Origin of the sequence: Bradyrhizobium sp. JR4.1 (genome assembly GCF_040548605.1) — a bacterium.
Lineage (GTDB): Bacteria > Pseudomonadota > Alphaproteobacteria > Rhizobiales > Xanthobacteraceae > Bradyrhizobium > Bradyrhizobium canariense.
This window is the reverse complement of sequence record NZ_JBEPRY010000003.1, coordinates 468,777-489,706: the sequence shown is the minus strand read 5'-3', so window position 1 is coordinate 489,706 and position 20,930 is coordinate 468,777. Positions and strand designations below refer to the sequence as shown.

General features: G+C 64.8%; 12 protein-coding genes. 8 read left to right on the top strand and 4 right to left on the bottom strand.

The annotated features are described in order from the left end of the window. Positions 1 to 48: 48 nt before the first annotated feature. Positions 49 to 1,545, bottom strand: a complete 1,497-nt coding sequence (locus ABIB90_RS10880; protein ID WP_354167616.1) for an amidase — start codon at positions 1,543 to 1,545, stop codon at positions 49 to 51. A gap of 208 nt (positions 1,546 to 1,753) precedes the next feature. Between ABIB90_RS10880 and ABIB90_RS10875 the strand changes: the two genes are divergently transcribed. Further along, the gene (locus ABIB90_RS10875; RefSeq protein WP_007591591.1) at positions 1,754 to 2,437 is read left to right on the top strand and encodes a helix-turn-helix domain-containing protein; all 684 of its coding nucleotides are present in this window, start codon (positions 1,754 to 1,756) and stop codon (positions 2,435 to 2,437) included. A gap of 65 nt (positions 2,438 to 2,502) precedes the next feature. On the opposite strand, the gene ABIB90_RS10870 is transcribed toward ABIB90_RS10875, so the two are convergent. Next, complete coding sequence (locus ABIB90_RS10870) at positions 2,503 to 5,577, bottom strand: Rne/Rng family ribonuclease (protein WP_502916954.1); 3,075 nt, start codon at positions 5,575 to 5,577, stop codon at positions 2,503 to 2,505. A 704-nt stretch (positions 5,578 to 6,281) separates the two neighbouring features. Here ABIB90_RS10870 and ABIB90_RS10860 point away from each other — a divergent pair. The 6 genes from ABIB90_RS10860 (at position 6,282) to ABIB90_RS10835 (ending at position 14,721) form a co-directional block, all read left to right on the top strand. Beyond that, positions 6,282 to 7,574, top strand: coding sequence for an N-acetylmuramoyl-L-alanine amidase (locus ABIB90_RS10860; protein ID WP_354167625.1), 1,293 nt, complete (start codon positions 6,282 to 6,284; stop codon positions 7,572 to 7,574). A gap of 271 nt (positions 7,575 to 7,845) precedes the next feature. Then, positions 7,846 to 10,347 carry a penicillin-binding protein 1A gene (locus ABIB90_RS10855; RefSeq protein ID WP_354167628.1) on the top strand — a complete coding sequence of 834 codons (2,502 nt, stop codon included), beginning with the start codon at positions 7,846 to 7,848 and terminating at the stop codon, positions 10,345 to 10,347. A 111-nt stretch (positions 10,348 to 10,458) separates the two neighbouring features. Continuing rightward, positions 10,459 to 11,590 (top strand): peptide chain release factor 2 gene (prfB, locus tag ABIB90_RS10850; protein ID WP_354167631.1). Its coding sequence is split into 2 segments (ribosomal slippage): positions 10,459 to 10,527 and positions 10,529 to 11,590, totalling 1,131 coding nucleotides; the frame shifts between segments, so codons are not numbered across the junction. Then, positions 11,590 to 12,471, top strand: coding sequence for an NAD(P)-dependent oxidoreductase (locus ABIB90_RS10845; RefSeq protein WP_007591584.1), 882 nt, complete (start codon positions 11,590 to 11,592; stop codon positions 12,469 to 12,471). Before prfB ends, ABIB90_RS10845 begins: the two co-directional genes overlap by 1 nt. Positions 12,472 to 12,484: 13 nt before the next feature. Continuing rightward, positions 12,485 to 13,360 (top strand): DMT family transporter, encoded by an 876-nt coding sequence (locus tag ABIB90_RS10840; RefSeq protein ID WP_354167635.1) that lies wholly within the window; start codon positions 12,485 to 12,487, stop codon positions 13,358 to 13,360. Between the two features lie 125 nt (positions 13,361 to 13,485). Next, positions 13,486 to 14,721 carry an ABC transporter substrate-binding protein gene (locus ABIB90_RS10835; protein ID WP_354167638.1) on the top strand — a complete coding sequence of 412 codons (1,236 nt, stop codon included), beginning with the start codon at positions 13,486 to 13,488 and terminating at the stop codon, positions 14,719 to 14,721. A gap of 18 nt (positions 14,722 to 14,739) precedes the next feature. Here the strand turns inward: ABIB90_RS10835 and ABIB90_RS10830 are convergent, their stop codons facing one another. Both ABIB90_RS10830 and ABIB90_RS10825 read right to left on the bottom strand, forming a co-directional pair. Continuing rightward, positions 14,740 to 16,089 (bottom strand): M23 family metallopeptidase, encoded by a 1,350-nt coding sequence (locus tag ABIB90_RS10830; protein ID WP_354167641.1) that lies wholly within the window; start codon positions 16,087 to 16,089, stop codon positions 14,740 to 14,742. 110 nt (positions 16,090 to 16,199) lie between these two features. Further along, positions 16,200 to 16,892 carry a peroxiredoxin gene (locus tag ABIB90_RS10825; protein ID WP_354128187.1) on the bottom strand — a complete coding sequence of 231 codons (693 nt, stop codon included), beginning with the start codon at positions 16,890 to 16,892 and terminating at the stop codon, positions 16,200 to 16,202. Between the two features lie 204 nt (positions 16,893 to 17,096). Between ABIB90_RS10825 and ABIB90_RS10820 the strand changes: the two genes are divergently transcribed. After that, on the top strand, positions 17,097 to 20,894 hold the full coding sequence (locus tag ABIB90_RS10820; RefSeq protein WP_354167788.1) for a YhdP family protein: 3,798 nt from the start codon (positions 17,097 to 17,099) through the stop codon (positions 20,892 to 20,894). Positions 20,895 to 20,930 lie beyond the last annotated feature (36 nt).

Sequence of the window (20,930 nt, the reverse complement as noted above, 5' to 3'; positions counted from 1 at the left end):
CGTTGCCGAGTTCAGGTCATGCCCGAGTTCTGATCATTCCCACGTTCTTCATTCCCAAGTCAGGAAGCCGGGTGCAGCCGAGAGCGGCGGCGCCACGGCAAGCCGGGCCAGATCGGGCGCCGGCCGGCACAATTGCGCGTCGCCGGCGAACGCTGCTTCGAGGCTCGCGGCCACCGCGAGCACGGCGGCGTCGCCGCCACGCTGACCGACGATCTGCAGGCCGAAAGGCAGCCCGGCTTCATCGAGGCCGAGAGGAATGCTGATGGCGGGATGGCCGGGAAGCGTCACGGCATAAGCGAGCGCCAGCCAATGGAAGTAGGATTTCGTTGCTACCCCGTCGATCTCCGCGGGATGCGGCTCCGACCACGGCCGCGGACTAAGCGTGATGGTGGGGCTGATCAGCACGTCGCAGCTTTCGAAGAAGCTTTGCCAGGCGCGATAGATCCGCGTCTGCGTCGTTGCGGCGCGCGCGTGATCTTCGAGCGTGTAGCCGAGGCCTTCCTCGACATTGGCACGGACATTGGGCCCGAGCATCTCGGGCCGCTCCTTGTAGTTCTTGCCATGCGTCGCCAGGAACATGCCGGCGCGCAGCACGGCGAAGGCGTCATCGGCGCCGGAGCAATCCGGCGTCGCCTCGCGGCATTCGGCGAAGAGAGGTGCAAGCTTGCTCACGTGCTGACGGAACACGCGCCGGATCGCCTGCTCTGTCGGGGCAAAGCCGAAGTCTTCGGTGAAGGCCAGGCGCAGCCTGCCGAGTTCTGCGGGGCGCGGCGCGGCCCAGCGTTCGGCATGCCCGCGCACGGGCTCGCCGGGCAGCGTATAGGCGAGCGGATCGCGGGCATCGTCGCTCGCCATCACCGACAGCATCAGCGCGGTGTCGGCGACATTGCGCGCCATCGGCCCGTCGGTCGACAAATTGGACCAGCCGAACACGCGCTTCTCGCTGGCGACGAGGCCGAAGGACGGGCGCATGCCGACAATGCCGGCGAAGCCGGCCGGATTGCGCAAGGAGCCGCCGGTGTCCGAGCCCGAGGCGAGCGGAGCCATGCCGCAGGCGAGCGCCACCGCCGAGCCGCCGGAGGAGCCGGCCGCCGAGCGCATCGGATCGAACGGATTGCCGGTCGCCCCGAACACGGGGTTGCGGGTGTTGCCGCCGGCCGCCCATTCCGGTGTGTTGGTCTTGCCGAAGATGATGGCGCCAGCCGCGCGCAGCCGTGCCACCGAGCCCTGGTCAGCGAGTGGGACGTTGTCCCTCAGCAACGGACTGCCATAGGTGGTGCGCAGTCGAGCGGTGTCCTGGGTGTCCTTGATGAGAACGGGGAGCCCGTGGAGGGCGCCATGATCCTCGCCGCGCAGGATGGCGGCCTCGGCTTCCTTGGCAGCGGCGCGAGCGCCAGGCTCGTCCAGTGTCACGACGGCATTGACGGCGGGATTGACGGTGGCGATCCGCGACAGGCACGACTCCAGCAGCTCGACGGGCGAGATGTCCCGGGCGGACAGGCGGCGGCGCAGCTCAACGGCGCTGGAATCGCAAAGGTCGGACAATGCCAATCCCTTTCAAAATTTGAAAACGATTTAGCATATCGGAAAGTGGAGGCCGCGCACCAATATTCGTCAGAACCGGCCATTTCATGCACAAATGCTGGTTTGCCTGCCCAAACGGCGACCAGATGCGGAACCCAGGGCCGGCTTCAGTCGAAAAGATTAGGTGGATCGATCAAACATTTTTCTGCCGCCGTGATAGCCTCGCTGGATGAGCGAGATCGTGACGACGCCGGAGGGCGCCAACTCCCAGCTGGGCCAATGCCTCAAGGCTGCCCGCCAGGCGCGGGGGCTGACGCTCAAGCAGGTGGCGGAGCGGACCGGCATGGCGCTGTCGACCCTGTCCAAGGTCGAGAACGGTCTGATGTCGCTGACCTACGACAAGCTGCTCCAGCTCACCTCCGGCTTGAAGATGGAGATCGCCGAGCTGTTCAATCCGGTGCCCCCGCGTCCCGAGCAGAGCAGACCGGTCACGGCGCGACGGAGCATCAGCCGCGCCGGGCAGGGGCAGGTGATCACGACCGGATTCTACACCTACACCTATCAATGCACCGATCTGATCGGCAAACGCATGGTGCCGATCCTGGCCGAAGTCAGGGCGCGCTCGCTGGAGGAGTTCGGTCCGCTGCTGCGCCACGCCGGCGAGGAATATTTCGTGGTGACGAGCGGACGCGTTGCCGTCCACACCGAGTTCTACGCGCCGGAGATCCTGGGCGAGGGCGACGGCATTTATCTCGACAGCACCATGGGCCACGCCTACCTCAACGCCGGCGAAGGGCCTGCTGCGACAGGCGTCTGCCTTTGCACCAGCGAGGCGCCTGACCTCTACGATCAGCTCCGCAGGATCGCATCGCGCGACGTGGCGCCGATCGAAGGCGATCCACCGTCGCTCTGAACAGCAAAGAGAGCGTGGAACGAAAAACGCCCGGCCGAAGCCGGGCGTTTTTGATTGGGGCTCGTCTATTCGCCGCCGCCGAAGCGGCGCGACCACCAGCCGGCGCGACGCGGTGCGGCCGAGGTTTCGCTTGCCGCTGCGGGCGCGGGCTCCGGAGCCGGTGCGGGCGGGGCAACCGGCTCGGCCGCCTGCGTGACCGGTGCCGGTTCACTCTGGCTGCTCGACAGGAAGCTCACCTTTTCGCGAACCGTCGAACGGCGTCGTGCGGCCTTGTCGTCGGCGTGCTCTTCGTCCGCGGCAGCAGGAGCCGGCTCAGGCCTGGCCGTTGCCTCAATCCGTGCTTCGGCCCGCGGCTCAGGCTGGGTGACCTGAGGTTCCGACGTGTGCTCGGCCTGCGCGATCGAGGGCGCAGCCTCGCCGCTAAAACCGTCGAAATCGGCGACTGCATCGGTCGCTTCCGACGGCGCACTGGCCGCGAGCTCGTCGCCGATGGAGCCGGCGAGACCTTCCTCGCCAGGACCACGACGCCGACGTCCGCCACGGCGACCACGCCGGCGACGGCGATCGGCGCTGCCCTGCTGCTCGCCACGGGCTCCCTGTTCCTCGCCTTCCTCGCCATCCGGCTCGGCCTCGGCATCCTCTTCGCCTTCGCCGGCCGCCATGGCCGTCTCGGCAAGAGCGGGAGCGCCATCCTCGCGCGTCTCCTCGTCGCGCGGGCCACCGCGACCGCGGCGGCGACGGCGACGCTTGCGGCGCTGGCCGTCCTGCTCGGTAGCGGCGTCGCCTGCGGTTTGCTCCTCGGCGAGACCTTCGGTCTCTTCGGTCTCGACCTCGGATTCGGTCTCCGGATCGAATTCCTCGTCTTCATAGGCCTCTTCGACCAGGGGCGGCGGGCTTGCGGCCGCCTGCGCCGCCAGCAGAGCCTTGGCGGCTTCCAGCGTATGCACCTGCTCGCCGCGGTCGATGACATAGGCCTGCGGCCCGTTGACGCTCGGGTCGGCGATGACCGACAACGTGACCTTGAAGCCGTTCTCGAGGTCGCGCAGATGGCCGCGCTTGTGGTTCAGCACATAGAGCGCGACGTCGGTGCGGGTGCGGACCACGAGGTTGTGGGTCGCGCCCTTCATCAGGATCTCTTCGAGGCCGCGCAGCAATTGGAGCGCAACCGAGGACACCGAGCGCACATGGCCGGTGCCGCCGCAATGCGTGCAGGGATCGGTCGAGGACTCCAGCACGCTGGCGCGGATGCGCTGGCGCGACATTTCGAGCAGGCCGAAATGCGAGATGCGTCCGACCTGGATCCGCGCGCGGTCCTGCCGGAGGCAATCGGACAGCTTGCGCTCGACCGCGCGGTTGTTGCGCTTCTCGTCCATGTCGATGAAGTCGATGACGATCAGACCGGCGAGGTCGCGCAACCGAAGCTGACGCGCAACCTCCTCGGAGGCTTCGAGATTGGTCTTGAGCGCGGTGTCCTCGATATGATGCTCGCGCGTCGAACGACCGGAGTTGACGTCGATCGAGACCAGCGCTTCGGTCTGGTTGATCACGATGTAGCCGCCGGAGCGCAGTTGCACGGTCGGCGAGAACATCGCATCCAGCTGGCTTTCGACGCCCATGCGCGAGAACAGCGGCTGGCCGTCACGATACTGCTTCACCGCGCTCACATTCGCCGGCATCAGCATCTTCATGAAGTCGCGCGCTTCACGGTAACCGGATTCACCGGCAACTGAGATCTCGTCGATCTCCTTGTTGTAGAGGTCGCGCAGCGAGCGCTTGATCAGCGAGCCTTCCTCGTAGACGAGGGTCGGGGCCTGCGACTTCAGCGTCATATCGCGCACCGTCTCCCACATCCGGATCAGGTACTCGAAATCGCGCTTGATCTCGGGCTTGGTGCGGGCGGCACCCGCGGTGCGCAGAATGATCCCCATGCCCTCGGGCACGTCGAGATCCTGCACCACTTCCTTCAGGCGCGAACGGTCCTGCGCGCTCGTGATCTTGCGGCTGATGCCGCCGCCGCGTGCGGTGTTCGGCATCAAGACGGCATAGCGGCCGGCGAGCGAGAGGTAGGTCGTCAGCGCCGCGCCCTTGTTGCCGCGCTCTTCCTTGACGACCTGCACCAGCATCACCTGGCGGCGCTTGATGACTTCCTGGATCTTGTATTGGCGGCGGGGACGGAAGGTGCGCTCCGGCACTTCTTCCAGCACATCGTCGCCGCCGACGGATTCAACGACGTCCTCTTCGGCTTCCTCGTCGTCCTCGTCTTCGTCGTCATCCTCGGCCGTCGCTTCGGATTCGTGATGCGGAGCCTGCGCATTCTCGCCGGAGGCGTATACGGCGTCGGCAGGTTCAGTAGCCGACGTCACGGCCTCGGCAAGATCGTCGGCGTGTGGGTCGGAGGCAAACTCCTGCGGCTCGGCAACGGCTTCGGTGGCGACCGCGGGCTCGGCGCCGATCGCTGCGACAGGCGCCGGTGTCTCGTCGGCATGATCATGGTCGTGATGGTCGTGCTCGCCATGATGATCGTGGTCGCCATGGTCGTGGGCGTGATGATCGTCACCATGGGCATGATGATGGTCGTCGTGGTCATGCCCTTCGTGGTCATGTGCTTCGTGGCCGTGATGATCGTGGCCTTCGTGCTCGCCGTGATGCTCTGCGCCGGCGTGCAGGTGCTCGCCCTCGTGCGAAGCGCCTTCGGGCAGGGCCTCGCCCTGGACCTGCCGGGCCGCGGGATCGGTGCCTTCGACGATTTCGCTGCGGACGCGCTCGCCATGGCTACGGCGGCGGGAATTGCGGTGGCGGGAACGGCGGCGGCCCTGAGAGCGGTTCTCGCTCTCTTCCTCGGCCTCGCGATGGGCCTGCTCTTCGGCTTCGATCAGAGCCTGCCGGTCGGCAACCGGGATCTGGTAGTAGTCGGGATGGATTTCGCTGAAGGCGAGGAAGCCGTGGCGGTTGCCGCCATATTCGACGAAAGCGGCCTGGAGCGAGGGTTCGACCCTTGTGACCTTGGCGAGGTAGATATTCCCGCGCAGTTGCTTGCGTTGCGCGGTCTCGAAATCAAACTCTTCGACGCGATTGCCGCGGACCACGACGACCCGGGTCTCTTCCGGGTGGGTGGCATCGATCAACATCTTGTTGGGCATGTCTTAACTCTTGGCGGCGGCGGGCGCGATTCACCGGGGGCGCCATCAGCGCTGCCGGGTGACGCGACGGTCCACCTGATTCGGGGGTGAGGGGAAGGCCGAAACGCCGTCTCTCGCGCCTTGCCGAACCGGAAGCCGGAGCACCAAAGTGGCGCGCGGAATTTTCACTCCGCAGCGTCGCGAATGGTCCTTCAGAATTGGTCGGCACAGTCTGGCGCATCAAGCGTCGGCCCGTATGAAACATTGGGCGGCGGGGCCGCCCCTCAATCAGTTGCTGTTGGCCAGGCATGGCGCGAGCGCGCTCGCCTTGGGTATTACGAACCGCTCCCTTGGGATTAAGGGACCGGGTAACGGGTCGCGCCGCTGTCAGAACCGTCCCGGAAACGTGGTGGTAACCGGGAACCGTCCGCCGCCGGGGCTTGCCCCGCTCCACCTTGCTGCCGCGCACCGCGCTGGACTTAGAGGGGAACGGAAAAACGCTGGAATTCCCAAACCTTGAGAGTTCCGGCGCTGCACCGGGAGGCTGAATGCGACACAACCGGAAATATCGGCCGTCAGCATTCCGTACATACGTGGATTGGGCCATCCGTGCAAGGAGCGTCGCACGGCGGTCACAGTCAGCGAGTTTCGCGTGTCCGTCATTAAGGATCGTTTAACCCTGTGGTTCTATTGCGTTAAAGAGGCTGCTCGGAGGCACGGAATCGGTGGCGAGCCGCGCAAATCAAAGGATCTTGCTGGGATGCGTGCTGCTCTGCGCGGCAGCATTGCCCTGTGCTGATTCCTCGCGCCTGAAGGCTGCGGAAAGTCAGCCTCAACCCGCTGTTGCATCAGCGAATTTCCCGACGGCCTCGGCCGCCCGGCTGGCCGGTGACGGCAGGCAAACCCGCTTTGTCCTCGACATCGACCAGACCGTTAGCTTCCGCGCCGTCACCTTGGCCGACCCGTATCGGGTGGTGGTCGACGTTCCCCAGGTCAATTTTCAACTCCCCGCCGGCACCGGGTCCGGCGGACGGGGACTGGTCAAGGCCTTCCGCTATGGGCTGGTGATGCCCGGCGGCTCCCGAATCGTGTTCGACCTGACGGGCCCGGCCAAGATCGCCAATTCCTACGTGGTGGAGGCTGCCAACGGTCAGCCCGCGCGACTGGTGCTCGAACTGGAGGAGGTCGAGCGCACCGCCTTCGTACCGTCGCTGGCTCCGGAAAACCGTCCTGAGCTGCGGCCGGCAATTGCCGATCCGCCGCCCGCGACGGTTCCCGCATCTGCACATCCTGAAGCCGGGCAGAAGGCCGATGGCCGCGCGGTGGTCGTCATCGATCCCGGCCATGGCGGCATCGACAACGGCACCCAGTCGAGCGGCGAGAGCGAGAAGAATCTGGTGCTGGCCTTTGGCCTGGCTCTGCGCGAACGGCTGGAAAAGACCGGCAAATATCGCGTGGTGATGACACGCGACGACGACACCTTCATCCCGCTCAACGACCGGGTCAAAGTCGCCCGCAGCCTCAAGGCGGCGTTGTTCGTCTCGATCCATGCCGACGCGCTGCCGCGCGCCGAGGGCGATGCGCAGGGCGCGACCATCTACACGTTGTCCGACAAGGCCTCCGACGCCGAGGCGCAGCGGCTGGCGGACGCGGAAAACCGGGCGGACGCCATCGCCGGCTTCAACCTCGCGGAGGAGCCGACCGATGTCGCCGACATCCTGATCGATCTCACCCAGCGGGAAACCCGCACCTTTTCAAGTCGTTTTGCCCACCTGTTGATGGGCGAAATGAAGTCGACCGTGCGGATGCACAAGCATCCCCTGAAATCGGCCGGCTTCCGGGTGCTGAAGGCGCCCGACGTGCCGTCGGTCCTGGTCGAGATCGGCTATGTCTCCAACAAGGGCGACCTCGAGCATCTGGTCTCCGAGGGATGGCGTTCGCGTGCCGTGGGCTCGATGGCACAGGCGATCGACGGGTTTTTGGCGAAGCGGATGGCCACGGCCGGATCGTCAAATTGACGACCGGGGGATCGCCGAACTGACGATCGGGATCATCCAATTGAGAGTGATTTTCCGTCCCGCCGCAAAAGCCCTAGTTTGGCCACAGCGGGCGCTCTATAAAAACGCCGCAGGGGGTTCCGGAATCGGCGAGAATCCCGCTCGGCAAGCGTCTTGGGTCCGGCACTGATAGTATTGAGTAAGGCCGGTGAATTCGCGATGGTTTGGCGCCTGTTTCGGGCGCCAGGGCTGATCTTTGGGCTGATCCAGAGTTTGAACGGATAAACAGATAATGCGCTTGCTGGTGCGGTTCATGGGCTTCCTGTTCGCCGCGGGAACGGTGTTGTTCCTTGTCGGGGTCGGTGCCGTCGCAGGCCTGATCTGGCATTTCTCCAAGGACTTGCCGGACTACTCTCAGCTTCAGGATTACGAGCCGCCGGTGATGACCCGCGTGCACGCGACCGACGGCTCGCTGCTCGGCGAATACGCCAAGGAGCGGCGGCTGTACCTGCCGATCCAGGCGGTGCCGAAACTCGTGATCAACGCCTTCCTCGCGGCCGAGGACAAGAATTTCTACGAGCATGGCGGCATCGACTACACCGGCATGGCGCGCGCCGGCGTGGTCTACATCCAAAACTACGGCTCCAACCGCCGGCCGCAGGGCGCTTCGACGATCACCCAGCAGGTCGCCAAGAACTTCCTTCTGACCAACGAGGTCTCCTTCGCGCGCAAGATCAAGGAAGCCTTGCTGGCCATGCGGATCGAGAAGACCTACTCGAAGGACAAGATCCTCGAGCTGTATCTGAATGAAATCTATCTGGGTCTCGGCGCCTACGGAATCGCCGCTGCGTCGCTGGTTTATTTCGACAAATCAGTGAACGAGCTGACGGTGGCGGAAGCGTCCTATCTCGCGGCGCTGCCGAAGATGCCTGCGACGCTGCATCCCGTCCGCAACCGCGACCGCGCCATCGAGCGCCGTAACTACGTGATCGATCGTCTCGTTGAGAACGGCTGGGTCAAGCAGGCCGACGCCGACAAGGCGCGCAAGGAGCCGCTGGTCGTTACCAGCCGCTCCAATGGCGCCCACACCTTCGCCGGCGAATATTTCGCCGAGGAAGTGCGCCGCGACATCTTCGAGCGCTATGGCGAGAAGAAACTTTACGAGGGCGGCCTCTCGGTCCGCACTACGCTCGATCCCAAGATTCAGGTCATGGCGCGCAAGACCATGGTCGCCGGTCTCGTCAACTATGACGAGCAGCAGGGCTATCGCGGCGCCATCAGCAAGCTCGACATTTCGGGCGACTGGGGCGTGAAGCTCGCCGAGATCAAGTCTCTTTCCGATATCTCGCCATGGCGCATGGCCGTGGTGCTGGAGACCAGCGATCAGTCGGCGCGCATCGGCTTCCAGCCGAGCCGCGAGCTCGGCGGCGCCATCAGCAAGCAGCGCGAGACCGGCCTCATCACGCTCGACGGCATCAAATGGGCAAGAGCGGCCTCCGGGGCAGCGAAGGGTAGGGCGGCAAGCGCAGTGTCGCAGGTGCTCCAGCCCGGCGACGTGATCTACGCCGATCCGCTGTACAAGGACGCCCAGCCCGTCGAAGGTCAGTACCGGCTGCGCCAGATCCCCGAAGTGTCCGGCGCGATGGTGGTGATGGACCCCTGGACCGGTCGCGTGCTGGCGATGGTCGGCGGCTTCTCGTTCGACCAGAGCCAATTCAACCGCGCCACGCAGGCCTATCGGCAGCCCGGTTCGTCGTTCAAGCCGATCGTCTACTCGGCCGCGCTCGACAACGGCTATACGCCTTCGACTGTCGTGCTCGACGCCCCGATCGAAATCGACCAAGGCCAGGGCGCGGGCGTGTGGCGGCCTGAAAACTTCTCCTCGGGCAAGTTCCAGGGGCCGGTGACGCTGCGCAACGCGCTGCGGCAGTCGCTCAACACGGTGACGGTGCGCCTCGCCCAGGACATCGGCATGCCCCTGATCGGCGAATATGCCCGCCGCTTTGGCGTCTATGACGAACTGCCGAACTATCTGTCCTACGCGCTCGGCGCCGGCGAGACCACGGCGATGCGCATGGTCACGGCCTATTCGATGCTCGCCAATGGTGGCCGCCGGGTGAAGCCGACCCTGATCGACCGCATCCAGGATCGCTACGGCCACACCATCTTCAAGCACGACCAGCGCGAATGCCGCGGCTGCGACGCGCCGGGTGGTTGGAAGAACCAGAACGAGCCGCAGCTGATTGACCGCCGCGAGCAGGTGCTGGATTCCATGACCGCCTATCAGATCACCGAGCTGATGGAAGGCGTGGTCCAGGCCGGTACCGCGACCGTGGTCAAGCAGGTCGGCAAGCCGATCGCCGGCAAGACCGGCACCACCAACGAGGCCAAGGACGCCTGGTTCGTCGGTTTCTCGCCCGACGTCGCCGTCGCCATCTACATGGGCTACGACAAGCCGCGTCCGCTCGGCAAGGGTAACGCCGCGACCGGCGGTCATCTCGCAGCTCCCATCGCACGCGACTTCCTCCAGCTCGCGCTCGCCGACAAGCCCGCGGTCCCATTCAAGGTGCCGGCCGGCATCAAGCTGGTGCGCGTCGTCGCCAAGACCGGCATGCGCGCCGGTCCGGGCGAGACCGGCGGAACCATCCTCGAAGCCTTCAAGCCGGGCACGGCGCCGCCGGATAATTATTCGGTCATCGGCGTTGCCGATGCCGACGGCCGGATGCCGGCGTCGCAGCAGCAGCAGCCGGATTCCGGTTTCTTCATGCGGCCGGGCACCGGCGGGCTGTACTAAGGCTTAGGACAAGACAGACGTTCGTCGCCGCGGCGGTTGCGCTTTTCAGCCGCCGCCGCTACATCCCGTTGTCATTAGACGCGGAACAATTCCGCGAGACCAGAGAACCACATGCGCGCCGAAATCGAACGGTTGGTAGAAGAGATCAAGCAGTCGGTCGGGCTGCTGAGGAGGCATCTTTGACGTCGAGAAATCGACGGCGCGCCTCGCTGAGCTGAACAAGCTCGCAGAAGATCCCAACCTCTGGAACGATCCCCAGAAAGCCCAGAAATTGATGCAAGAGCGCACCTCGCTTGAGGACTCGCTCTCCGGCATCGGTAAGGTCGAGCAGGAGCTCGAAGACGACATCGGCATGATCGAGCTCGGCGAAGCCGAGGGCGATGAGGGCGTCGTCAAGGAAGCCGAAGCCGCACTGAAGAGCCTCAAGAAGGAAGTCGCCCGGCGCGAGCTCGAGGCGCTGCTGTCGGGAGAGGCCGACGGTTTCGATTCCTATCTCGAAGTGCATGCCGGCGCCGGTGGCACCGAGAGCCAGGACTGGGCGCAGATGCTGCTCCGCATGTACTCGCGCTGGGCCGAAACCCACGGCTTCAAGGTCGAGGTGCTGGAAGAGTCCGAGGGCGAAGAGGCCGGCGTCAAGTCCGCGACGATCCAGGTCTCCGGCCACAATGCCTATGGCTGGCTCAAGACCGAGGCGGGCGTGCACCGCCTGGTGCGGATCTCGCCATTCGATTCCAACGCGCGGCGGCACACCTCGTTCTCGTCCGTCGCTGTGTTTCCGGTGATCGACGACACCATCAAGATCGACATCAAGGAATCCGACGTCCGCGTCGACACCATGCGCTCAGGCGGCGCCGGCGGCCAGCACGTCAACAAGACCGAGTCCGCGGTACGGCTGACACACATTCCGACCGGCGTCGCGGTGGTCTGCCAGGCCGGCCGCTCGCAGCACAAGAACAAGGCGCAGGCCTGGGACATGCTGCGCGCACGGCTTTACCAGATCGAGCTGAAGCGGCGTGAAGAGAAGGCCGCCGCCGACCAGGCCGCCAAGACCGACATCGGCTGGGGCCACCAGATCCGCTCCTACGTGCTCCAGCCCTACCAGATGGTGAAGGATCTGCGCACCGGTGTGCAGACCTCCGATACATCAGGCGTGCTCGGTGGTGATCTCGACGACTTCATGGCCGCGACCCTGGCGCAGCGCGCCTTCGGCACTCCCGGCGCCGACATCGAGGACGTCGACTGATGCCCCGGATCGCCTTCATCGGGCTTGGGCGGATGGGCCATGGCATGGCCGGCCGCTATCTCGATGCCGGCTTCACGGTGACGGTTTGGAATCGCAGCAAAACAAAAGCGGAAGACCTGATCGCGCGCGGCGCGCTGTGGGCGACCTCGCCTGAGGACGCGGCGATCGACGCCGACGCGGTCGTGACGATGGTCGCCGATGACGAGGCCTCGCGCGCGGTCTGGCTCGGGCCCGAGGGCGCAGCCAAGACGGCGAAATCAGGCACCATCGCGATCGAATGCTCCACCGTTTCCTATGACCACGCCCGCGAGATGGGCCGCGAAATGAATGCGCGCGGGCTAATCTATATCGATTGCCCCGTGACGGGATTGCCGGATGCGGCAGCGAGCGGAAAGCTGACGCTGCTCGTTGGCGCCGATCCCGCCGATCTCGAACGCGCGCGGCCCTATCTGACACCGATCGGCTCGACCATCCGCCATTTCGGCGCGGTCGGTGCCGGCACCGTCTACAAGCTGATCAATAATCTGATGGGCGCGATCCAGATCGCCGGCCTCGCCGAGGGACTCGCCATCGCCGAGCAGGCCGGGCTCGACATGAATCTGGTGCTGGAATCAATTCAGGCGGGCGTCGCCGCAAGCCCGCAGGTGCAGCGCCACTCCAAGCGCATGGTCGCCCGCGATTTTTCCGGCGCAACGTTCACGGCGGCGCTGCGGCACAAAGATGCCGCCTACGCAGTGAAGCTCGCCGAGAGCCTGCTGGCCGACAAGCCGTTGGTCGCGCGCGCCGCCGTCGAGGCCTACGCGCAGGCGAAGGCTGCGATGCCTGACGACGATGAAGGCAAGATGATCGAGCTGGTGTCGCGGCCGAAGAAGCCGTCCTAACTGGCCGTATCACATGGGGCAGCCTCGATCAGAACGCGGTCTCGGCATTGCTCTCGTCGTCGCCGCCGCCATTGCCTGGAGCACCGCGCCATTCTTCACACGTCTGTTGCCGTTCGATCCCTGGACCATCCTGTTCTGGCGCGGCCTGTTCGGCGGCAGTCTGATCTCGGTGTTTCTCGTTGTGATGCAGGGACGCGGCGCGCTGCGGCAATTGGTGGCGCCGGGGCGCGGCGGCTTGCTCGTCGCCTCGTTGTCCACGCTTGGCATGGTTTCCTTCATCCCTGCGCTTCAGATAACCAAGGTGATGAACGTGGCCGTCCTGATCGCCACGCAGCCGTTCGTCGCCGCGGCGCTGGCGTGGCTGTGGCTTGGCGAAGCCGCGACATGGCGTACCCTGGTCGCAAGCCTCGTTGCCTTTGCCGGCGTTGCCATCACGGTCGGAGGCATCGAAGCCGGGCCTGATGTTGGAGGCGTGGCGCTGAGCTGCCTCATGGTGCTCGCCATCTCGGCTATGACGGTTGTGATCCGACGCTACCGGGAGACATCGATGGTGGCAGCGGCGGCGTTGTCGAATTTCCTGGGAAGTCTCGTCAGCCTTCCTTTCGCGCACGACATCGCCCGTGTCGACGGCGCCAACCTCGCGATCCTCGCGATGTTCGGCTGCTTTCAGGTGGCGCTGGGGCTGACATTCTACATGCTCGGCTCGCGCCTTCTGCCGTCGAGCCAGGCTTCCCTGGTCGCGACGCTGGAAACGCCGCTGATGCCGTTCTGGATCTGGGTTGCCTTTCGGGAGGTACCGCTCGTGCATGCGCTCGTTGGCGGGGCTCTCGTGATCGGCGCGGTCGTCGCCGATATTGCCGGCGATGCACGTTCGCGCGAGCGGTCGTAAACGCGTCGCGTCGCGCAAGTTCCCGGTCCACACTTTCACTCCACGGAATATTGCGCGGCTTGCCAGCCGCCGCTCCCCTTGCGACACTCTCGGCAAAACAAGACTACAAAACAGGGGAGAGAACGATGCCGGGTCGTCGCGAAAGCCTTGCTGCCCTCGCCATTCTTGTTGCCGGAGTGCTCGTCACGACACCAGCCCTGGCGCAGAAGAAATACGATCCCGGCGCCACCGATACCGAAATCAAGCTCGGCAACATCATGCCCTATAGCGGGCCGGCGTCGTCCTATGGCGTGATCGGCAAGACCGAGGCCGCGTTCTTCAAGATGATCAACGACCAGGGCGGCATCAACGGGCGCAAGATCAATTTCATCAGCTATGACGACGCCTATTCGCCGCCAAAGGCGATCGAGCAGGCGCGCAAGCTGGTCGAGAGCGACGAGGTGTTGCTGATCTTCCAGCCGCTCGGCACGCCTTCGAACTCCGCGATCATGAAATACATGAACGCCAAGAAGGTACCGCAGCTCTTCGTCGCCTCCGGCGGCACCAAGTTCGGCGACCCCAAGAATTTCCCATGGACCATGGGATTTCAGCCGAACTACCAGAGCGAGGGGCGGATCTACGCAAAATATATCCGTGACAACTTTCCAAACAGCAAGATCGCGGTGTTCCGGCAGAACGACGACGCCGGCAAGGACCAGTTCAAGGGCCTGAAGGATGGGCTCGGCGACAAGGCCAATATGATCATCGCCGACAAATCCTATGAGGTCAGCGATCCCTCGATCGACTCGCAAATCGTTGCGCTTCACGATTCCGGCGCCGACATCTTCTTCTCATGGGCTGCGCCAAAGGGATCGGCACAGGCGATCCGGAAGGTCGGCGAGCTCGGCTGGAAGCCAAAATTCTTCCTCGCCAATACGGCTACGTCGATCGCCTCGGTGCTCAAGCCCGCCGGGCTCGACTACTCCAAGGACATCATCTCGACCGCATATTTGAAGGATCCGACCGACCCGACCTGGGACAAAGATCCGGCGGTCATCGCGTGGCGTACCTTCATGGACAAGTACTATCCCGAAGGGGACAAGACCAACGCCAACAATCTTTACGGCTACGTGCAGGCCGAGGCGATGGCGCAGGTGCTGAAGCAGTGCGGCGACAATCTCACGCGTGACAACGTGATGAAGCAGGCCTCGAACCTGAAGGATTTCCACACCGACCTGATGCTGCCCGGCATCATGGTCAACACCTCGGCCGACGATTATTTCCCGATCGAGCAGATGCAGCTGATGCGCTTCAACGGGCAGGCCTGGGAGCTGTTCGGCGACGTCATCACAGGAGAGGTCGGCCACGAGCGCGGCCAGTAGAATGCGAAAAGCGCGGGCCTAGCCCGCGCTGAGCCGCACGCCGGCGCGCAGGAATTTCTGCGGATCGACCGCTTCGCCGTCGATCCGGGTTTCGTAGTGTAGATGCGGGCCGGTGGAACGGCCGGTCGAACCGACGAGACCAACGACCTGGCCGATTCTCACGATCTCGCCGACCCTGACGTTGATCTCGGAGAGATGGCCGTAGCGAGTCGCAAGGCCATTGCCGTGATCGACCTCGATCATGCGGCCGTAGCCGCCGGACCAGCCGGCGGAGACGACCTTGCCGTTGGCGGTGACGCGAACGGGATCGCCGCTCGCGGCGCGGAAGTCGAGCCCGGTGTGCATCGCGGGCCGGCCGAGGAACGGATCGCTGCGCACGCCGAAGCCGGAGGTGAACTCGACCTCGCCGATGACGGGCTTGCGATAGGGCACGAGTGCGAGGGTGCGATTGAGCCGGTCCATCTCGGCGCGGGTGCTGTTGATGCGATAGAGCTGCTTTTCGAACGGCCCCGAACTGGCGGTGAGTTTTACGGGTACGAAAGGCCCGCCCATCGCCGTGCGCGGCACGGCGGCTTCGAGATTTGCGAGGTTCAGGCCGAGATCGCTGACGACGCCGCGCATCCGGCGCATGCGTGAGTCCATGCCTTCCTCGACGGCGTTGAGCGCCGCCATCTGGCGACGCTCGACCTGGTCAAGCGAGGTCGTGAGCCGAACGACGACGTTGTCGAACCCTTGATTCTTGGCGAACTGATTGACGGGCGGAGCTGCGAGGATCGGCGCGCGCGATTCGAGCCGCGCTTCGCGATCCGGCGGCGCCACGAAGATCACGGTGTCGCTGATCGGCGAGGGTTTTGGCGTCGTCTGGCTGGCATCGCCACGCTGCGGGGTGGAGCGGGGAATCGATCCGGTCACGTCCGGCATGGACCCGAGCGCCGTGGCACGGGACTCCAGCGCCGTCTGGCGCTTCATGATCTGGTCGAGCTTCTGGTCGAACTGCTCCTGGTCGAGCAGTTGCCGGCTGGTGGTGCGGTCCACCTTGGCGCGCAGCTCGGCGATGCGGTCCTCATAGGCGTATTGCATCTCGGCCTGCCGGGCGATCAGCCGGGTGAGGACGTCGTCGCGGAAGGCGAAATAGGTCGCGGTTGCGGCGGACCAGAGCCCGAGCAACACGACGGTGCCGACCACGATCCAGAACACCACAGGTCCCAGGCGAACCTGCTTGCCGTGATGCACGATGGTGTAGGCGTCGTCGGTATCCGGAAGGGGAAGCGCTGTTGCCACAGCGGCGGCACGGCGATGAAAGGCTCGTCCGTGGTCGTGGGGGTGATGTTGGGGGTACTGCGAGAATTGGGCAGAACTTTTCGACATCGGCACTCCCGCGCCGGTCGGATGAGTCCGTACGGCCTAATTGCCGCGGCAATCTGGGCCAGTCATGGTTAATTTTCCGGAAACGGAACCGCTTGAATTTAAAGGATTGGTTAAAGGCTTCTTGCGGCCTCCAGCACCTCGTCGGCGTGGCCGTCGACCCGGACATTGCGCCAGATCCGGGCGATCTTGCCGTCGGCGCCAAGCAGCATCGTGGTACGAAGAACTCCCAGGAAGCTCTTGCCATACATGGACTTTTCGCCCCAGACGCCGTAGGCTTCCAGCATCTCGTGTGTCTCGTCCGAGATGAGGGGCACTCCGAGACCATGCTTGTCGCGGAACTTGTCCTGAGCCTTGACTGGATCAGCGGAGATACCGAGCACGGCGGTGCCAGCCGTGGCGAAGGCGCCGGTCAGCCGGGTGAAATCGATGGCCTCCCTGGTGCAGCCCGGCGTGTCGGCGCGGGGGTAGAAGAACAGGACCAGCTTCTGGCCGGTATAATCCGACAGCGCGACGACACCGCCACCGTCGCGGGGCAGGCGGAAGGCGGGAGCCTTCTGCCCCTCGGCCAAGCCGGCCTTCGCCGCCGTTTCGGGCGCGGACGCCGATTTGGAAGAATTTAACCGTTTCGATGCGGCCTTATGCGATGCTGTCTTTGCTATGGTCCCAGTTGATTTGCTCGCCGGTGTCCGCTGTGTTTTCGCGGACTTGGTTTGAGTCGCAGCCCGCGCTTTCACGGGCGTCTTTTTAGCCGTCGGACTGCCGGAGGGCGTTTTGGACGATTTCTTTCGGGATTTCTTGGACATACGCCTTCCTTTCGTCGCTTTCGGCGGGTCAACCAAAGCGGTATTGCAGCCCTCTTCCGGTCTACCGGAATCGTGCCCTCGGCTGGGCGAGTCTGACGACGCCGGAGTCTGGTTACAAGGAATTCCACGCACCACCCCACTGCTCGTTGAACGCGCTCCCGGGGCGACATGACGAACAGAAGGAATATTCGAGGTATGGCGGCAATGCCGGCGCAGGGAGCTTCGCTTCCCGTCGACGGCTGCGGCCCCGGCGGCGCTCAATCCCACGACGGGCGCCTGTATCGAGAGGCAATGGCAAGGAATACGTCGCCCCAGGATTACAATCGGGATTTGGATCGGCGCGGCAGCCAACCAGAGCAGCAGCAATGGGACGACGCCGATTGGGATCCGGATCAGGAAGCGGCGGCGGGCCATCGAGCGCGCCGGCTGTTGTCGCGTTCCAATTCGGGCTTCCATCGGTTCGCTGACGGGTTTGGGCCGCTGCGCCGCTGGATGGGCGGCGGTCGCTGGCTGAAGCGCGTGGCCGTGGTCGTCGGTGCCCTGGTTGTCATCTTCGTCGGCTGTTTCGGCGCACTGTGGTGGCGGCTCGGTGCCGGTCCCATCAATCTCGACATTGCGACGCCGTGGCTCGCCGCCGCGATCGAGGACAATATCGGTCACGGCAACACCGTGGAGGTCGGCGGCACGCAGATCGAACGGGCCGGGCGGATCCGCATCGCCGTGCGTATCCGTGATATCGTCGTGCGCGACCACGATCACGTCATTGTCGCCACCGCACCGAAGGCCGAGGTGAAGCTGTCGGGTGCAGGCCTGCTGATGGGGCATCTGCGCGCCGAAAGCCTCAACCTCGTCGATGCCGAGCTCGCGATCCGGATCGCGCCTGACGGGACGGTCACAGTGTCGGCTGGCGACACCGCAAAGCCGCTCGCCACCGGCGTCGCCTCCAAGAAGGACGCGGGGCTGCCGCCGACTTTCCCGCGCAACGGTGTCCCACCGCCGCCATTCGCAACCGAGCCTGCGACCCCCGACACATCGCAAGCCGCGACCCAGGTCACGGCCCCGACCGGCATTCTTCAGGGCCTCGACTGGCTCGACAGTCTGAGCATGACCGGCCTCGACGGCCAGAACCTCAATGAGATCGGTCTGAAGAACGGCAATCTGATCGTCGACGACCAGCAGCGCGGCAGCAAATGGACATTCGAGAACATCACGCTCAGCCTGCGCCGGCCGAGCCATGGCGGCGTCGCGCTCAGCCTCGGCGAGGAGGGCGCGCGTCCGTGGTCGCTGCGTGCCACGATCGGACCCACCGAGAACGGCGTGCGCTCGGTCGATATCCGCGCCGACAAGGTCTCGACCGCCAACATCCTGCTGGCGCTGCGGGTGAAGGACCTCACCTACACCGCCGACCTGCCGCTGACCGGCGAGCTCAAGGGCGAGCTCGGCCGCGACGGCGTGCCGACCTTCTTTCGCGGCAAGATCACGGTGGGTGCGGGCAACATCATCGACACCGATACGCCCGACTATCCGATGGCGATCGACTCGGCCGAGATCAATGTCGAGTGGGACGCCAATCGGCGCGTGTTGGTGGCTCCGTTCAAGATCCTCTCGGGTGCGAACCGCCTGACGCTTCTGGCTCATGTCGAGCCGCCCAACGGCACCGTCAACGACTGGCAGCTCGGTTTCAGCGGCGGTTCGATCCTGCTCGGCGGCATCGACAACGAACCGCCCCTGGTCTTCAACCGTATTGCGATCGGCTTCCGCTTCGATACCGACCACAAGAGGCTGCTGTTGACGCAGGCCGATATCTCCAACGGAGAGGTCGGCGTCGCCGGCACCGGCGCTATCGACTATTCGGGCGAGCCGCGGCTGACGCTGGGCTTTGCGGGAACGCCGATGTCAGCCTCCGCGCTCAAGCGGATGTGGCCGACGCTTGTGGTTCCCGAGTTGCGCGAATGGGTGATCGAGCGGATCGAGCGTGGAACGCTCCAGCGCATCGAGATCGGCGTTAATTCGCCGACGAAGAATCTTCCGCGCAAGGGGCCCCCCATTCCCGACGACGGTCTGTCGGTCAACATCGTGGCGAGCGGTGTCACGGTTCGCCCCGTCGATGGCCTGCCGGTGGTGCACGATGCAGATTTGAAGGCGCGCGTGACCGGCCGCACCGCGACCGTGAATATCGGGCAGGGCATCGCCGATACGCCAGCGGGCCGCAAGATCACGATTTCCGACTTCGTCTTCGAGGTGCCCGATATGGCGCCCAAGCCGTCGCCGTCGCGGACCAGGTTCCGTGTCGAAGGCCCGGTGCCTGCTGCCGCCGAAATGCTTTCCAACGATCGCCTGAGCGATCTGTCGTCGACCGTCATCGATCCCAATACGAGCAAGGGGACGTTCTTGGCGAACGTCCAGCTTGGGCTGCCGGTCAAGGGCGAGCTGACCAAAGCCGACACTACCTACAGCGTTACCGCCGATCTCAACGGTTTTGGTGCCGACAAGCTGGTGATGAACCAGAAGCTGGAGGCCAACAACCTCAAGATCGTCGCGAGCAACCAGGGCTATCAGGTCAAGGGCGACGTCAAGATCAACGGGCAGGCGGCCTCGCTCGATTATCGCAAGCCGGCCGAGGGCGATGCGGACGTCAAATTGCAGACCACGCTGGACGATGCGAGCCGCGCGCGCCTCGGGTTCGATCTGGGCCCCGCCGTCAGCGGATCGGTGCCGATCAAGCTGTCAGGCAAGATCGCCGGGGGACCCGACCAGACGACGAAGCTCGGCATCGAGGCCGACCTGACCTCGGTCAAGCTCGACAACATCCTGCCCGGCTGGGTCAAGCTGCCGGGCAGAGCGGGCAAGGCCAGCTTCAAGGTGGTGCCGACGGCGCAATCGACGCGCCTGGAGGACATCGTCATCGAAGGCGGCGGCGCCTCGATCAGGGGGGCTCTCGAGGTCGATGCCAATGGCGATCTCATGAACGCGAACTTCCCGACCTACGCGCCGTCCGACGGCGACAAGGCGTCGCTGAAGGTGGAGCGCAGCCAGGAGGGCGTGCTGAAGGGCACGATGCGCGGCGACGTATTCGACGGCCGCGGCTTCCTGAAGTCGGCAATCTCCGGCAATTCCAAGGACGATGCCAAGAGCAAGACGAAGAACGTCGATTTCGACATGGACGTGAAGCTCGGCGCCGTCATGGGGTTCAACGGCGAGGCGATGCGCAGCGTCGAGGCCAAGATGTCGCGGCGCAATGGCGCGGTCAAAGCCTTCACGCTGAGCGGCAGGATCGGAAAAGACACGCCTGTGGCCGCCGATTTGCGCGGCGGCCGCGCCCAGGGCAACCGCGAGGTGATCTATCTCCAGACCAGCGATGCCGGCAACTTCCTGCGCTTCACAGACACCACCAACAAGGTCTTCGGCGGCCAGATGGTGGTGGCCATGGAGCCGCCGACGTCAGAGCCTACGACGCGGGAAGGCCTGATCAACGTGCGCGACTTCTCGGTCAAGGGCATGGATCAACTCGATCGCGTCGCGGCGGGCGCTCCCAACGGCGCGCAGAGCGGCGTGGCCTTCACGGCGTTGCGCGCGGAGTTCACGCGGCAGAACGGCGCGCTCACGATTCGGGATGGCGTGGTCAAGGGCCCCATGATCGGCGCCACCATCGAGGGCTCAATCGACTTTCCCGGCAATCAGGTCTGCATGAGCGGCACCTTCGTGCCGATGTATGGCGTCAACAACATCTTCGGCCAGATCCCGTTGTTCGGCATCTTCCTCGGCGGCGGCAACAATGAAGGATTGATCGGCGTGACCTACGAGGTCGTCGGCACGCCGGCCGCACCCGTGATGCGCGTCAATCCGATTTCGGCGATGGCGCCCGGTCTGTTCCGCAAGATCTTCGAATTCAACACCGGCAAACAGAACTCGCCGTTCGAGGAATTTCCGTCGCAGTCGAGCGATGGCTCGACCGGAACGACGCGCCAGCTCTCGAGCGGCTGCACCCTCGCGCGGCGATAGCGGCGAGCTACGCCCTTCACGTCTCCGAGAATGAAT